Origin of the sequence: Martinezella hainanensis, assembly GCF_900094555.1 — a bacterium.
Taxonomy (GTDB): Bacteria; Pseudomonadota; Alphaproteobacteria; order Rhizobiales; family Rhizobiaceae; genus Rhizobium; species Rhizobium hainanense.
In genome coordinates, this window is sequence record NZ_FMAC01000006.1 from 294,971 (window position 1) to 311,479 (window position 16,509).

Here is a 16,509-nt window from a genome sequence, read left to right on the forward strand (position 1 = left end):
ATAGCCGGTTATGCAGCATCGCAGAATTATTTTACCGATGGTTAACTTAACCAAAGAACAACTCGTTAAGTATACCGCTTGACTTTGCGTCAGCCGCGGTGTGCAAATGCGGCCCCGTAGGCTGTTGCGGCCTGCCGTAGAGAATCGGGGGAGTCGTTGTGCCGTTTGCGATCAGCCTTTCGTTGAGCCTTTTGACCGAGTGGCTGCCGCGCAAACCGCATCGGCGACCGGCGCGCGGTGCGGCCCTGATCCTCTGTGCTGGCCTCGCCAGCTGTCAGATGGACGGCGTCGGGCTGGAGAACAACAGCAAGAAGGACGACATAAAAATGCCGTCCACCGCCATTGAAGAGACCTACGGCGGCGACAGCGGCACGGAAATCACGCTGCTGCTGCGCAAGGGCGCGGCCGGTCTCTACGAAGGTGCATCCCGCGACATACGCGACGGGGCGGTGCTTGGCGTCGGCGAACTCGGCAACAATCAGGTTCGACTACGTGTCAAGGATGTCGGCCCCGGCCTTGCCGGCGTCACCGCACAGGTTACGGCGGCCAAGGGCCGAAATGCCGCTTTGATTGTCAGCTATCTGCCGCCGGCCGAGACTGCTTCCATAGCTGCCATCCCCCCTGCCCAGCGCCCGCCGTTACTTAACCTGGCGCGCGCGACGGCGACGACCGGCGGCGACGTTTTCAACCTCGCCTCGGACGAGATCGACAGCGCAACGGAAGGCGTCAAGGTGGCCGGTCCCGGCGGTCACAAGAAGGTATCGGCGCTGGTGCCCGCCGACTTTTCTCAAGCCGATACAACACGATTGGGCAGCGCCATCTGGAACAGCGGCAACACTTTCATGGGCTTTGGCCGCTACGGCTCAAGCGACCAGGCCGCTGATATCCTGACCAAGAACCGGCTGCTCATACAGTCGGCAGAGATAGTGGTCATCCTCGGTGATACAGTGGAAATCGGTATGGTGGCAAGCGCCGTGCGCAGCGCCGCCATTCCCGGCCAAGCGCTTGTCGGCAGCAACAACTGGCCGCAATCGGTCTATGCAACGCCGGCAGTCGCCGGCGCCTTCGTCGCGACCGACGATACGCAAAGCAGCGGGCTCATTGCCGAGCGCTATCAGCGCCACTTCAACCACCCGCTGACGACGTCAGCTGCCTACGGTTATGACGCCATGGCAATCGCCTCCGGCCTCATCCGTTCGCAGGGACCACAAGCCGTAACCCCCGCCAACCTTATGAACAAGGTCGGCTTCCGCGGCACGACCGGGCTCTTCCGCTTCTCTGCCTCCGGCGCGGTGGAGCGCAAGATGGTGATCAATACGATCGACGGCGGCAAGCTGAAGGTTTCCAAGCAGCCCTCGCAGTCGTTCTGAAGCAAACCGGTCTCACAGAGCACACGATGCGTTGAGATAAGTATCGCCATTGCGATAGCACCGCCTCAACGATCCGGCGTCCCGCGGAAAGATCACTTTGGCACCTCGGGGGATATCATCCTTAATAGTTTCCAACCGAAGACCGTCGAATTTTATACTTATTTGATCGCTTAATTTATACTTAATTTATCTACGTTTTCGAACGTCGTATTCAGAAGTATCACGCATTATTCTCTCAACCAGGGAGAATAATGCGCCAATGGAACGCAAGAACAAAAAAAATATACTTGCAGCACTTGCTGCAGCTTCCTTTGCCTTCGGTCTATCGTCACCGACCATCAGCATGGCGGCAACCGGCGATACCGTCCGCCCTGTCATCAAGCTGCTCCAAGACCCGCTGGTCGATACTGCCATCGATCTCTTTGCGCCTACCATCGGAAACGCCGCCAAGGCAATCAGCGGCGTCGACCTGGCTGCTTTGAACCAAAGCTTCACCGTCGCGCCGGGTGGCCTTCCACACAATGACCTGACCGCATCCGAGCCGGTGCGTCCCGCAAAGCCGAGCAACGCTCCCCTCGGCGACTCTGTGTTCGGAACTGTCGCCATTCCCTTCAAACATCTTGCCGCGCTTAACAATTTCGCAGGTCCGCTCGCCGAAATCCGGTCGGGCAAATCGCTGGATTGCGGTGCAAATGGATGCAACGCCGCTGCAACCGCCATCGCGAACGCTGAGGCGAAGATTGCCGACGCCTCGATCCGCGACAAGATCAACACCATCAATTTCACCGTCAACCATGCGATCCGCTACGCGAGCGACATGCAAACCTATCATGTGGCGGATTACTGGGCGAAACCGAGCGAAGCTCTGTCGCATCAGCAGGGCGACTGCGAGGACTACGCCATCCTGAAGATGGCCGCACTCTACAAGGCGGGCGTCGATCTCGACCACATGACTCTGGTCGTCCTCTTCGATCAGCAGCGCCATTTCTACCACGCCGTCCTGTCGGTCTCCGTCAACGGCAACAATCTTATCCTCGACAACATGCGCGACGAGGTTTTGTCCGACAAGCGGATTGCGGAATATCTGCCGCTCTATTCGATTGTCGCAGGTCGCGGCTATCTGCACGGCTCGCGCGATCCTCGCGCACAAGCGGTTGCCGCCGCAGTGCCGCTCGCCAAGGTGATCCCCGGCGAAGGTGAGGTCCACTGACCAAACTCGCCTCCCGGCCTTATGGGGCGAGCGCGGCGCGTAACTAAAGCGATCGCATTCTCAATAAACGGAAAGATAGCCGATCAGCATCAACGCCTCGTGCGTCGGCGCCAACGCCAGATTGATCTGGCCCGTCAGCGATTGCGAACCCAGGCCAATCTTGAAACCGGTGTTCAACGTCTTACCGCGATTGAGCGATAGGACGGAGAGCACCTCCTGGATCTGGGTGTCGATCGACAGGCGCAACGTGCGCGCCGTATGCTGGACATCGTCGATCAGCGGCAAGCGATGGCGCAGCATCTTCAGGAAGGCATCGTTGAAGAGCTTGATCCCGCGCTCTTGCGTCAGCACCACGGCGGGCGTCGGCGACGCCTGAAGGACGGCGTTGAGATTGGTTAGCGACGCGACATCCTCGATGGCATCGAGACGGTTCAGCGCCCATTTGAAGCTCAGCACGCGCAGCAGAGACGTCAGATTGCCCGTTTCCGGCATTTCAGCGGCCGTGTTGGAAACCAGATCACCGATGCTGATGCCGCCAGCCTCCGACATTCGTCCGAGACCATCCCAATAGATACGTTCCAGGCGAATGCCGCGACGCTCGCCGCCGCCGGTTACGGCGCGGAAACGTGGCTCCAGCTCATCACCATCGACCGATGGCAAGGCTTCTTCCCGGACTATCATCGCAGCTTCGTCTTTCCCGGCTCCCTTGCGCATGACCGCCCTCACCGTTCCGTCAGCGCTTCGGAGCGCGCCTTGTTGATCGGCTTCATCAGATAGGTCAGGATCGTCTTGCGACCGGTCATGATCTCGGCCGAGGCCACCATGCCGGGGATGATCGGATACTGCTTGCCGTCTCGCTCCAATGCCGATTTGTCGGTCTTGATGCGCACGAGGTAATAGGTTTCATTCTTGTCTTTTTCGACGAGGCTGTCGGCCGAGACGTTGACGACTTTACCGTCCAGAGCACCGAAGATCGAGAAATCATAGGCCGAGATCTTGATGACTGCCGGCTGGTCGATGCGCACGAAAGCAACGTCGCGCGGTGAAATCTTCGCCTCGATCAGCAGAGTGTCCGCTGTCGGGACGACACCGGCGATGACCTTGCCGGCGTCGACATAGGCGCCGATCGTGTTGACCTCCAGCGTATTGACGATGCCATCGACCGGAGACCGGATATCCGTATGTTTGACCCGATCGGATGCCCCGCGGATCGTCTCGTCGACGACGGAAAGTTCAGACAGTGCCTGCCCCTTGTCGGTCAGGGCCTGCTGGCGCAGCTGAAGTCCAAGGTCGGTAGTCTGTAGTGTCGCCTCCTTGACGGCCGCCTGCAGCCGATCGAGGCTTTCGACATAGACTTTGAGCTGTCCCTGCAGGTCGACAAGGTCTCGCTGGACCTTGAGGACTTCAGTTTGGGCAACGAGCTTTTTCTCACCGAGAGGTTTCAGCAGATCATATTGCTTCTGGGCGCCGGCGATATTCTGCGTCAGGCGATCTATGTTGGCGTGGGCTTCGTCCAGCTCGTTCTGATGCTGCTTCAGACGCTGATCGAGAACATCAAGCTTGTTCTTATAGGAAGCACGATCGGCCTCGAAGAGCTTTTCCTCGTTGTCGCAGACGTTTTTCGCAGTGGCAAGAATATCGGCCGGGCAGACGAACTGTGCGTCGAAGGCGCCCGCCTCCTCCAGGGCCAGGCGCTCTACTTTTGCACCGAGTGTGCGAGCCTTTGCAACCGATTCACCAAGCGTCGATGCTGTCGTTGTATTGTCGAGCTGGACCAGAATGTCGCCCTTGTGGACGATCTGGCCGAGATTGACATTGATCTGCTGGACGATACCGGGCTCGGACGATTGCACTATCTGCGTCTTCGATACCGGTATCACCTTCCCCTCGCCGCGTGCGATCTCGTCGATGTCGGCGAAGGCCGCCCAGGCGACGAAAGCTACGATCATCAAGGCGCAAAGGCCAAGGATCAGCCGGGCGAACAACGGAGGATTGTCGTGGATATTGCCGTGAGAGGCACGCATCATTGCACCGCCTTGCGCTGCATCGCCTCGATGACGGCGTTTTTCGGTCCATCGGCGATGATGCGGCCCTTATCGATGACGATCAACCGGTCGATCAGCTCCAGCATGCTGTGACGATGGGTTGCTACCAGTAGCGTCGTTTGCGGGCCGAATGCATTGGTCAGCTTGCTGATCAGATGACGTTCGCTCGCCAGATCCATTGCCCCCGACGGCTCGTCAAGAAAGACGATCTTCGGCCGCGTCAGGAGCAGGCGGGCTATGGTCAATGCCTGCTTCTGGCCGTTCGAAAGATTTGCGCCGCGCTCGCCGACCGGCATGTCGAAACCGCGTGGGTGAAGAGCAACGAACTCTTCGACGCCGGTCATGCGCGAGACGGCCAACAGTTCCTCGTCGCTGGCGTCAGCCCGACCGAGCAGCAGATTTTCCTTCACGGTGCCGGAGAACAGGTCCGACGATTGGCCGGCGACAGCTACCGCGGAGCGCACCTCCGCCACATGATACTGGCGTATATCGACACCATCGATCAGGACGCGGCCGCTGGCCGGCTGGAACAGCCCGTCGAGAAGGCGGCCAAGCGTCGTCTTGCCCGAACCGATGCGGCCGATGATCCCGATCTTTTCGCCGGGCGCAACCGTGAAGGAGAGCTGATTGATGACCGCCTGGTCAGAGCCTGGATATTGGAAGGAAACGTTCTGGAAGCTGAATCCGCCGCGACGGATCTCCCGGTTGACGAAGCCGACGGTCGACGGGCGATCATCAGGCTGCTCCATAATCTTGTCGAGAATGCGCAGCGACATGGTAGCCTGGCGGAAGCGGGCCAGCGTCATGGCAATCTGCCCGAACGGCGCACCCGCGCGGCTCGCCAGCATGACTGTCGCGACGATCGCACCCATGGCGATTTTGCCGTCGGCGAATTCATACGTACCCGCAACGACGATGAGTACGCTGACCATCTGCTGCAGGAACATCGTCATGTTCATGGCATTTGACGAGATGTGCTTGATGTCCTCGCTGGTGCGGCTCGAATATTTCGTCAGTTCCTGCCAGCGACGCAACATCGTTGCCTCCGCGCGCAGGCTCTTTAACGTCTCGATCGTCGAGATGGTCTCGACGAGCAGCGACTGGCGGCGCGATGCCTCGTTCGTCGCCGTTGCCATGCGCTTGCCGATCTGGGCCTGGGCGACGAGGCCGATCGCCACCGACAGGACGAAAGCGACGGCCGGAATGACCACGAGCCAGCCGGCAATCAAATAGATGACGATCAGGAAGATCACGACGAAGAGGCTGTCGATCAGTACGCCAATCGTGTTCGAAGTGAAGAATTCGCGCACGAATTCATATTGCGTCACGCGGTTGGCATATTCTCCGGTCGACATCGGACGGGACGCCAGCGTCGAATTCAGAATCTTGTCGAAGATCAGCTGCGACAGCCGCAGGTCCGCCTTGCGACCCGCATAGTCGATCAGCGATGCGCGGGCCGTCTTCAGCAGAAAATCGAAGAGATAGGCCAGCGAGATGCCGGCGGTCAGCACCCAAAGCGTTGGGAACGCCTTGTTTGGCAGGACCCGATCGTAGACATTCATGGTAAAAAGCGGCGAGGCCAGTGCGATGACGTTGATGAACAGCGCCGCCAGCATGACGCGGGCATAGGTGCGCCAATAGGGTACCAGCGTCGTTGCCAGCCAGTGCCGCTTCTCGATCTCCATCGCATGGCCGACGCGCGCTTCTTCCGAAGAGTTCTGATAATAGAGCGTGAAGGCAAATGCCGATTGCGGATTGAGCGCGACAAGATCCTCGCGCGTCAAACGGGCTGTAGTGCCGGCGACCGGTGCAATATCGGTAACGTAAGAACCGCTTTCAGTCATTTCGAGCAGTGGCAGAACGCCGCCATCGGCAAAGGTGACGATGGCGGGACAGTCGAAATTGCCCAGACGGCAATCGCGTTCCGTATGCTTCAGAACCTGCAGCCCGACGCGTTCCGACAGCCGTTCGACATCGTCCAGTTCCATGACTTCCAGAATTTCGTCCGGAGTGCCCGAAAACAGCACAGTATCCGAGTTCGGGCGACCATAGAACGCAGCGACCGATTTAAATGCCGACTTAAAAGTCCGCAAAGATACGTCCGCAGACACGTCAGGTGCTACGTTTAACATGGAGGACTATCCAGTTCGGAACGCAACGATTAACGAATCGGCTCGAGCAGATCCATCGGCAGGCCGGGCTTCTGATGCGAGTCATATTTTGTATATCCGGGATCAGCCGTATTCGACGAAACAGCGAACTGATCACGGGCATAAGGCGTCGCCTGATCGACCGGCTTCAGCTTCATCGTCGACAACAGGCTGCCTGATGCTGCAAGGATCTTGTATTCGGCAAAGAGCGATGCGACTTCCGCCGTCTTGGCCAAAACCTCGGTGTTGAAGCGGGTGTTCTGGGCATCCAGCAGATCCAGCAACGAGCGCTGACCGACCTTGAATTGCTCGCGATAGGATGTCACGAGCTGAGCATTTGTCTTTTCCTGCCCATCCAGGATACGGGCCAGCTGGCCCTGGTTGGTACGTTCGCTCCAGGCCGAGCGGACAGATTCGTCGACTTCACGGTAAGTCTGGCTCAGCGCGAAACGCTGTTCGGCCGCACGACGAACCATCTCCTGCTGATGGGCCGTATCGATACCACCGTGATAGAGATTCCACTTGGCGACAACACCGACCTGGACGTCGCTGGTGTTACCCTTGTTGCCGTCGACATCGTCACCGATGCGGGCGCTGCCGACGAGGTCGAGCCGCGGCAGGAATGCAGACTTGGAACCGCGGACATCGGCGTCGGCGGCATTGACGTCAGCCTTGGCCGACGAAATCTGCGGGTTGTTCTTCTGGGCGATGAAGACCGCATCATCGAGCGTCTTCGGCAGGTAGCGGGACACGGATGCCGGGCGATTGGCATTGCTGATCGGCTCGCCGACGACCTGAAGGAAGCGGATCTTCGTCGCGTCGAGCTCTTTCTTTGCTTCCTGAAGACGGGCATTGGCAGCCTGCAGGCGCTCACGGCCCTGAAGACGATCGGCATCGGTCAGGGCACCGCCCTTGATGCTATCCTCGATGTTGCCAACCATCTGCTTGTGGAAGCCGACGTTCTTTTCAGCAGCCGCGACGATCTCCATCTGCAGCTGATATTCAAGATAATCCTGGGTCACTTCCAGCGCTAAGGCTTCCGAGCGCTGCTGGACACGGAAGGATGCACCGTCGACACGAGCGGCCTGCTTGTCCTTCTGTGCCTTGCGGTCGCCGCCGTCAAACAATGTCTGAGTAATGGTCAAGCTTACGTCAGAGGGATTCAGGTAATCATGGGTGCGCGACAACGCTCCGGACGTGACATCCGAGAGTCTACGGCGACCATAGCCAGACTCGAGGTCGACTGATGGCAAGTAAAGCCCCCTCGCTTGACGCAGCTGAAACTCGGTTGCTTCCCGATCCTGCGCAGCCTGCATGATCTGCGGGTTGGTTTTCATGGTCTTTTCAATCGCCTGCTGCAGCGTCATAGCGCCAGCAGAACCACTTGATAAAGGACTCATGGCCATCGAAATCCCGATTGCCGCCATCAATCGCATCTTATAAGCCAAAACTACGTTCCTTCCCCAACTATACTTCATAGATACATTCTATAAATCTTATTCACCTACAACCGTAGACGAACTCACGTATATTTGCAAAATAGATTCCACTTTAATCTCCTGAAACAGTTAATATCGGAGACCGCAAGCCTTTGCGGTAGAAATCTATTGACTATTTTTGGACTATTCACAGTCATTATGTCCGTGTTGCATGGCCGCAACAAGCATACCATTCAACCATACAGAGAATTTACATGATCTACGCTACCACGCCGCGTCACAACTAAACTTAAGCACTAAGAAAGCTCAGAAATATTAGAAAGGACTCATCGGCATATGGATCTACCCTGATGCATGGGCGACATCGAAGCGCGATCCACCACACTTCGAAGACTGAAGGGGCCAAAACCTCCTTGGATATAGCCGCCCCAACCCAAGATCCGTAAGTCGGGCCTATTGTATCGGCCATTGACGCAGGCCACATCATTTCCAAACGAAGCGGCGATGCCGCCGAAGCAGGGATCCCCAATGAACAATGTGGGCGTGGCGCCGCCGTTCGACCCGCTGGTGAATGTCGAAGCGCCACCACCCTCGGGTCGATTAACAAGGTGAATGGCAGTCATATTACGAATTCCTTCGACACTGAAAGACTGGGCGAACCGAATCGCCCCACCGACTTTCACCGTCGCGATCCGTCGATTGCCGCGACGCTAAGGCCAGCGACGTTAACTGTCGCCGTCCATTTTTGATCGGACCAAGATTTTTGGATCTATCGCCTTGGGAGAACGCCGAAGCTCCGGGACGACGACAATTCGATCGTTGGATACCTGCATCAGCTCTTGGCTCGCTCGCCATACAGCCCGAGTTGTGCCGCTCGCGCGGCTTGCGGGTATTAACCGACAACAAGCCACACACCTTCTTACAGGCGTGACCGAAGATCAACAAATTCGATGCCCGGTACCAAGTCCATTCTAGTTAGCTCTTGAACCGATACGAACCATCCACGTTCTTCAACGTAACGATGGGATCACTTTGAAAGCATCCTATGTCTGGCGCTGTGGCGAAAATCCCTTGGCGGGCAGAGGCTCACGCGCTTGGTCGGCGAGCCACGCATTGACCGATGCCGCTGCCAAGCAGCTTTGTTCAACAATCTGAGGCACCAGGTCGACGTCGGGCACGCTGCCCAATCCGAGTGGCCCTATCGCAAACAAACCTCGACGCGATTTGGGAGCATCTTTCGTCTGCCCGCATTCGTCGACGATGATGCCGATCCCGAGTTCGTCGCTCGTTGCCAGGCCAGCCTCAACGATTGCGCGGATCAAGGCGCTCTCGGTGCCTGCCGAGCGGAGGCGGCAATCGATAACAACATCTGCGGCCATGACCTCAAAATCGGCAGACGTGGAAACCAACACGCCATTGATAGCAATTCGATCCACCCTGCCTCTTTTGACGGCGAGCGTACCCTCATCAATTGCCCGATGCAGCCGTTGATAATGTTCCGGCGGCAAGCGATTGCGATGGCTATCGTAAACGGCCTGAACATGGCGTTTGAAGCGTCTGCGCTCGTCTGGCGTCAGATCGTGCCAAAGCTCGCGAGCCTGCAAGCGAAAGCCGTTCATGATACCTTGCCACCCGAGACCCTGGCTATCAGCGCTCATTGCAGCCTGTCGCAGAAAGCGAAACGCGCCGCGCAGGGTCCGGGGAATGGCTTGTGCAGCCAGGAGCGAGCCCTGGGCCTTGCTGGCATGCGATTGAGGCAAAAAGCCTGACTCCGAAATCAAGGTAACCTGAGATGCCTCACCGCCGTCCAGCAGCGTCAAGGCCTTGTCGACCGCCTGGATGCCCGCACCTATGACGATTGCGCGATGAGCACCGCCGCTTGGCACTGCCGAAGTACCCGATCCTTCTCGGAGCCCATATCCGGTGCACAGGAAGACCGCATCGAAGCGAGCGTTCTGGCCTGCGTCGGTCAAGACTGAAAAGGCACCGCCTTCCCCTTGCTCGATTGAGGTAACCCTGTCGGGCAAGAATTGTATGACCACGTCGATTCGTTTTGTCAGCGCCTTGGAAAAGCGATCATAGACATAGGTCCGAAAAATCTCGCCTGGCACAAATAGATCGTCGATTTCCTCAGTATCGATGGCGCGGTTATGATCGTCTTCCGCCTCCTCCTGTAGCCAGCGGCGAAAATCAGCCGGATCGGCGCGGTCAACGGAGAGATCGCGAACACGGCTTGTCAAAACACTCGTGGAGGATTGCCGCAACGCCTCGCCAATGTCGATCTTCGGTCGGGGATCGAATAGTACCAGGTGGAAAGGACCTTCAACATGCCGCAACAATGCGATTGCTGTCATGATCCCGGAAAACCCTCGGCCGACGATAGCGATCTTCGCTATGCGACCAACATCCTCATTTTGCGAGTTCGAAATATGCGGCGACAGAAGTGTCATGGTTCGGCCCTTCCCAAAGCTGCCCGGCATCAATCTCCATAAAAATTATAGAAATTATTTATTCGTCGGCAAGCCCTCCTTCCAAGTGCATGTGGAAAGCATGGCGGCCGACAGTGAACGATCGGAAACTGGCCGCGGCTGCGCATAGCCCTGTGCCGATAATCCGCCGATGGCGTGAAATAGGGAAAATAAATTCTCGAGCTTCGGCAACTATAGGCGATCCGTGAGATCCCTTTTATGCCGCAGCCGCTAATATTGCTTAGGCGGATGCCAGGAACATCGTTCGCTGTTATGAAACAAACTGAAATGGAAAAGAGATTTCAATGGCAGGTCTTCTGTTTGGCCTGAGCAACCTGTCCGCTGAACCCTCGCGGTCGCCGCAGGTGGCCGCTGTGTGGAGCGAGCTCTGCCGCGAGGCCATTTCAGCCTCTCACAGCGATCCGTCACTTACCCGAGCTCTGAATTCTTCCATTCTCTATCATGCGAGTTTCGCTCAGGCATTGGCGCAACGTATCGCGCTTAAGCTTGCCAATCATGATCTCGACCATGACGAGCTGATTTCAGTGGTCGCGCAGGCCTTTGTCGGCAAGGCCAATCTCGTATCCGATGCTGCCGCGGATCTAGTTGCCATCAAGGACCGCGACCCCTCCAACAGCGAAATTCTTGTGCCGTTTCTTTATTTCAAAGGCTTTATTGCTCTTCAGGGACAGCGCGTCGCCCACTGGCTCTGGCACCATAACCGAGTACACTTGGCAAGGCATCTTCAGAGCCGAATTTCAGAAGTGTTCGGCGTCGATATTCATCCCGCGGCAAGGATGGGCAGGAGTGTAATGCTCGATCACGGGAGCGGGCTGGTTATTGGTGAGACTGCGGTCGTCGAAGACGACGTATCCATCCTGCAAAATGTTACCCTGGGCGGCACGGGCAAGGAGGCCGGCGACCGTCATCCGAAAGTTCGCCGCGGCGCACTCATCGGAGCGGGAGCCACGATTCTCGGAAACATCGAGATTGGCGAAGGTGCAAAAGTCGGAGCCGGCAGTGTCGTCGTCAGCTCCGTCGAACCATATACCTCCGTTGCCGGTGTCCCTGCCCGTCCCGTGGGAAAACGGCACTCCGTCCTGCCAGGCATTACTATGGACCAGACATTGCTGGAACCGGAATATGTCATTTGAACTACATGCACTTTTGGATTCCTTGAAGGGCTATTCGCGCCGGTCGCAGCTTACGAGGCACCCAAAACCGCAAGGAAACTCCGCGACCAGCACTGATAGTTCCTATGGCAGCGGGTCCTGATTGAGCCGGTCAAACAGGTTCTTTCCCATGCGAAAGAAAGGAACCCATTTCTCGTCGACCAAGACCTGCTGACCGTTCTTCGGGTTGAGAGCAGGATGCGCCGATCTGTTGCGAACGGAAAAAACGCCAAACCCACGCAATTCAACCCTTCCGCCTTCGGCAAGGGTCTCGGTTATTTCATCCAGTACTGTCTCGACGATAAGCTCTACCTCCTGAAATCGAAGGTAGGGATGGCTAGCCGCAACGCTTAAAACAAGTTCAGATTTCAGCACTTGCGACCTCATCGAACGCGCGGCATCAGACGACGCTGGTTTTGCTGTTGTGAACGCGGATCAAACCTGTCGCGAGCCAGTGTCAGGCCGAACAATATGGCTGACATTGCGATATTCCCGGAGACAATGATCCCTGTCAGATAAAACCCACGCATGGCGCCCGCCTCTATAGTCTATAATTTTAATAGACTATAGAGGCGGGCACTGGATCGGCATATTCCATTCTGTGCTAACTTGTGTGGCGGTTTGGAAATCGCGTTCCAATTCCGGCCCATTCATTGTCCCTGATCGCGTCCACGTTTGCATTCGTAACGGAAACGTCATGGCCGGCGATCCGCAGCTTCCAGGGACCTGCGGTCACTGCATGCTCGTTACAGGCTTGGGCCGATCATCGGCGAAAGGATGAACCTATGTGGTGATCTGGCAATCTGTCACCTTCACCGAAAAGCTTTCTGCGAAGCGAGCCCTGTTCATAACCGGTTTTGTAGAGACCGCGCTCTTGAAGGACCGGCACCACGATGTCGATAAAGTCCTCAAAGCTCTCCGGCACCACCGTACGGGTGAGATTGAAGCCGTCGATCTCGCCTTCATCCATCCACGACGAAAGCTCGTCGGCAACTGCCGCGGCATCGCCGACGATGACCGGATAACGCCCACCCATGGCAAGCTCCTGCAACAACTGCCGCTTTGTCCAGCCACGCTGTTGAGCGATCTGTGTTGCCGATTGGCTGGCGTTGGACTTGCCGTAGGTAATGGTCTCATCGAGATCGTATCGCGAAAAATCAATGCCCGTACTGGCCGAAAAATGCGCAAGCCCCGCCTCCGGATTGGCATAGCGCAGATACTCTGCATGCTTCTCCCGTGCCGCCGTGGCGGAACGATCGGTTATCACGGTGATACCGAGGAAGATCTTTATGTCTTCCGGCTTTCGGCCCGCCGCGACAACGGCTTCACGCAGCGAACGAGAGGCCGCCCGGGCTGCGCTCTTGTCGGGGGCGGCGATGAAGATGCATTCCGCGTGGCGCGCTGCAAACTGCTTCCCACGGCCAGAAGTTCCAGCCTGATAGAGAACCGGCGTGCGCTGGAGCGAAGGCTCGGCCAGGTGATAGGCCCGCGAGCGGTAGAACGGCCCTCGATGGTCGATCGCATGCACCTTTGATGGATCGGCATAGATACGCTTTTCCCTGTCGATCAAGACCGCGTCGTCCTCCCAGCTTCCCTCCCAGAGCTTGTAGAGCAGGTCGAGATAGTCGTCGGCGCGATCATAGCGGCCGTCATGCTCGATCTGGCTCTCAAGTCCAAGTCCACGCGCCGCGCTGTCGAGATAGCCCGTCACGATGTTCCAACCGATGCGGCCGCTGGTCAGATGGTCCAGGGTCGAGATTCGCCTGGCGAAAATATACGGCGCGTCGGCGCTGGCATTGACGGTGACACCGAAACCAAGGTGTTGCGTCACAGCAGCCATGGCGGAAACAAGCAACAGGGGATCGTTGACCGGCAATTGGATGGATTCACGCAGTGTCAGATCGACGGAGCCCTGGTACACGTCGTAGACGCCCAAGATGTCGGCAAGAAAGATGCCGTCGAACAGCCCGCGTTCGAGCGTGGCGGCAAGCGACGTCCAATAGTCGAGTGTCTTGTAGCGATGGGATTGGTCCCTTGGATGCGCCCATAGCCCATGATTGATGTGCCCGACACAGTTCATGTTGAACGCATTGAGCAATATCTGCTTTTTCTTGGCCGTCATCTTGTTCGCTATTCCGATTTCAGATTGCGCCATGGCGCGGTGGTCGTTTGCCATTGAGATAGTAATTGCCGATGGCCTGATATTTCCAGCGCACCGGGTCATGCAGCGTATGTGTGCGGGCGTTGCGCCAATAACGGTCGAAATTGTCGTCCGAAAGCGTCGACGACGTACCCGACAGTTCGAACAGCTTGTTGGCGGCAAGCAGGCTCGCCTTGGTCGCCAATATCTTCGCTTCGGCGACCGCGATCGAGGCACGCGCAACGCTATCCTCTGTCATATCTGCGCGAGCCGCATCCGTCAGCTCCGCGGCCCGTCTCAGCAAGCCTTCCGCCGCACGCAGCCGCAACCAGACATTTCCAACATTTTGCAGCGTCAGCGGATCTTCGGACGCTTGCTCGACCTTGGAATCCAGCCAGGGTCGAGCCCGTTCGCGGATGAACCGCAACATTTCCCGATAGGCGCCCTGCCCTATTCCGAGATCGATGGCCGCATGCATGATTTGTGCGACCGGGCCGATCGTCGTCGGTCGCTCAAAAGATGATTGAAACGGGACAATCCATTCCGGCTCGATCTCAACCCTGTCGAATTCGACAGAGCCACTTCCGGTAACCCGCTGACCGAAACCGTCCCAATCGTCGATGACCGTCACGCCGGGTGCACTCCGCGGAATGAAGGCAAGGTAGGTGACGTCTTTCTCATCCTCTTGCGCAATGACAAGAGTCGGAATCCAGTGTGCGTAAATCGCCCCCGTGCAGTAAAATTTCCGTCCGTGAACAAGCCATTTTCCCGTCTCGCGAAAGAGCCGGGTTCGCCGCTTGAAATCGCGCTGACCTATTTCCGCCAGCGCGTTGCCGAAGCGTTCACCCGCCAGCACGCGCCCGAAGAAAAAACGCTGCTGCTCAGCCGATGCTCCGACCCGCAGGACTTCAAGCGCGTAGAAATGATTTTGGGGGATCTGCGCCAGCGATCCATCGGCGGCACCGATAATGGCGATCGTCTTGGACAGTGTGTGCGTCGATGCTCCCGCACCACCAAATTCGCGCGGCACGGTGATGCCCCACAGGCCAGTTTCGCTGAAACGCTCCAGTTCACGCCATGGCAGGATGCGATCCCTGTCGCGTTCGGCGCTGCCGGCGGCAAATTCGGTAACCAGGGCAGTCGCCACCTCGATGGCCTGGTCGTCACTGGTAATCAGATCGGGCCGCCGCAGCGGTGCCGGCGCGGGTTCGACCGGGATGCGAAAATCGGTGTCGGTCACGGCTTTCCTCGCTAGTTCCATTGATGGCGGGCTGGAAATATGCCGTTGAGCTGATAATTGCCGAGCAGATGATATTTCCAGCGTACGGGGTCGTGAAGCGTGTGCACGCGCGCATTTCGCCAATGCCGATCGAGATTATGGGCCTCCCGCGTCGCTGCCGATCCTGCGACATCAAAGAGTTTTTCGGCCGCCTGCAATGCGACTTCCGTGGTCAATATCTTGGCCTCGGCAACGGCGACGGACGCTCTGGCACTCCCCGCCTCGGTAACAGGCGCCTTTGCCACCTCATCTATAACAGCCGCGGCTTCGTAAAGAAGTGATTGCGCTGCGTGTAGATCCGTATGGAGGTCGCCGATTTCATGGAGGATCGTCGGATCGTCGCAGGCCGACTGAAGGCCCGAATCCATCCAGGGCCTTGCGTGATCGCGGACAAAGGCCATGGCGTCGGTGACCGCGGCCGCCGCTATGCCGGAATCGATCGCTGCTTGAATGAGCTGCGAGACGGGACCGGATACCCCTGGCCTGTTCGCATAGGACCAGACGGGGAAAACCAGGGCTTCGTCCACCGGTACGTCGGTAAACTCTACCGATCCGCTCGCCGTCGTGCGCTGGCCGAAAGAGGACCAGTCGTCGATGACGCGCACGCCCGGCGCATCGAACGCGGCCCAGACCTGGACTGCCCGCCCGTCATCGTCTACGGCGCGCGTCGGAATCCAATGAGCGAAGATGGCCCCGGTGGAGTAGAAGCGTCGCCCAGTCAATCTCAACCCATCTGCCCGGCGAGTGAGGCGGGTTGAGCTGTGGTTGACCGCCTTCTGCCCACGCTCCGGTCCGGCATTGCCGATACGATAGCCGGCAAGAATATCGCCGTAGATGCGGGCTTTCTGCTCCTGCGAGCCCACATCGCGCAGCAGCGCCAGCACGCCGAACTGGTTCTGCGGAATCTGACCGAGAGCGGGATCGGCCGCACAGAGGATTTCGAAGACCCTGGCAAGCGTTACGCAGGAAACTTCAGCGCCTCCGAATTCCTTCGGCACGGTGATACCGCCGAGGCCGCTTGCGGTATATTCCTCCACTTCGTCCCAGGGAAGACGACGATCGCGGTCACGCTCGGCAGCACCCACGGCAAAACGCGCCGCCAGGTCATGAGCGATCTCCAGCGCCTCGGCATCCGAGCGGATCAAATGCGGAGTGCGCGGCGGCAACGGGCGCCTGACGGCACCTTCCTCTTGCGACCCGGTCGCAGCCGGCACAGCATCGCGTTCAGTCATGGGA

Annotated in this window: 12 protein-coding genes and 1 pseudogene; 3 read left to right on the forward strand and 10 right to left on the reverse strand. The window is 58.0% G+C overall.

Annotated elements, in window-relative coordinates; all coding sequences use genetic code 11:
* The first annotated feature begins 158 nt into the window (after positions 1-158).
* A complete protein-coding gene (locus GA0061100_RS20475; RefSeq protein ID WP_075854572.1) occupies positions 159-1,370 on the forward strand; it encodes a type 1 periplasmic-binding domain-containing protein in 1,212 nt (403 codons plus the stop codon).
* A 259-nt stretch (positions 1,371-1,629) separates the two neighbouring features.
* Complete coding sequence (locus GA0061100_RS20480) at positions 1,630-2,580, forward strand: transglutaminase-like cysteine peptidase (protein ID WP_075854573.1); 951 nt, start codon at positions 1,630-1,632, stop codon at positions 2,578-2,580.
* Between the two features lie 60 nt (positions 2,581-2,640).
* Here the strand turns inward: GA0061100_RS20480 and GA0061100_RS20485 are convergent, their stop codons facing one another.
* From GA0061100_RS20485 to GA0061100_RS35220, 6 genes and pseudogenes are all read right to left on the reverse strand, one after another.
* On the reverse strand, positions 2,641-3,294 hold the full coding sequence (locus GA0061100_RS20485) for a ribbon-helix-helix domain-containing protein (protein ID WP_075854574.1): 654 nt from the start codon (positions 3,292-3,294) through the stop codon (positions 2,641-2,643).
* Between the two features lie 8 nt (positions 3,295-3,302).
* Positions 3,303-4,607 (reverse strand): HlyD family type I secretion periplasmic adaptor subunit, encoded by a 1,305-nt coding sequence (locus GA0061100_RS20490; protein ID WP_244557899.1) that lies wholly within the window; start codon positions 4,605-4,607, stop codon positions 3,303-3,305.
* On the reverse strand, positions 4,604-6,757 hold the full coding sequence (locus GA0061100_RS20495) for a type I secretion system permease/ATPase (RefSeq protein ID WP_075854575.1): 2,154 nt from the start codon (positions 6,755-6,757) through the stop codon (positions 4,604-4,606). The genes GA0061100_RS20490 and GA0061100_RS20495 overlap by 4 nt, the downstream gene beginning before the upstream one ends.
* 29 nt (positions 6,758-6,786) lie before the next feature.
* On the reverse strand, positions 6,787-8,142 hold the full coding sequence (locus tag GA0061100_RS20500; protein ID WP_075854576.1) for a TolC family outer membrane protein: 1,356 nt from the start codon (positions 8,140-8,142) through the stop codon (positions 6,787-6,789).
* Positions 8,143-9,257: 1,115 nt separating this feature from the next.
* Complete coding sequence (locus GA0061100_RS35215; RefSeq protein ID WP_244557912.1) at positions 9,258-10,034, reverse strand: FAD/NAD(P)-binding protein; 777 nt, start codon at positions 10,032-10,034, stop codon at positions 9,258-9,260.
* A 108-nt stretch (positions 10,035-10,142) separates the two neighbouring features.
* Positions 10,143-10,694: pseudogene (locus tag GA0061100_RS35220) on the reverse strand (FAD/NAD(P)-binding protein); the annotation flags it as partial.
* Between the two features lie 293 nt (positions 10,695-10,987).
* Between GA0061100_RS35220 and cysE the strand changes: the two are divergent.
* Complete coding sequence (gene cysE, locus GA0061100_RS20510) at positions 10,988-11,836, forward strand: serine O-acetyltransferase (protein WP_075854578.1); 849 nt, start codon at positions 10,988-10,990, stop codon at positions 11,834-11,836.
* 102 nt (positions 11,837-11,938) lie between these two features.
* On the opposite strand, the gene GA0061100_RS20515 is transcribed toward cysE, so the two are convergent.
* From GA0061100_RS20515 to GA0061100_RS20530, 4 genes are all read right to left on the reverse strand, one after another.
* Complete coding sequence (locus GA0061100_RS20515) at positions 11,939-12,229, reverse strand: HU family DNA-binding protein (protein WP_075854762.1); 291 nt, start codon at positions 12,227-12,229, stop codon at positions 11,939-11,941.
* Positions 12,230-12,617: 388 nt separating this feature from the next.
* Complete coding sequence (locus tag GA0061100_RS20520; RefSeq protein ID WP_075854763.1) at positions 12,618-13,976, reverse strand: LLM class flavin-dependent oxidoreductase; 1,359 nt, start codon at positions 13,974-13,976, stop codon at positions 12,618-12,620.
* Between the two features lie 19 nt (positions 13,977-13,995).
* Positions 13,996-15,234: an SfnB family sulfur acquisition oxidoreductase gene (locus GA0061100_RS20525; protein ID WP_083961395.1), complete on the reverse strand. Its 1,239-nt coding sequence runs from the start codon at positions 15,232-15,234 to the stop codon at positions 13,996-13,998.
* Positions 15,235-15,245: 11 nt separating this feature from the next.
* Positions 15,246-16,505 carry an SfnB family sulfur acquisition oxidoreductase gene (locus GA0061100_RS20530; protein ID WP_075854580.1) on the reverse strand — a complete coding sequence of 420 codons (1,260 nt, stop codon included), beginning with the start codon at positions 16,503-16,505 and terminating at the stop codon, positions 15,246-15,248.
* Between the last annotated feature and the right edge of the window lie 4 nt (positions 16,506-16,509).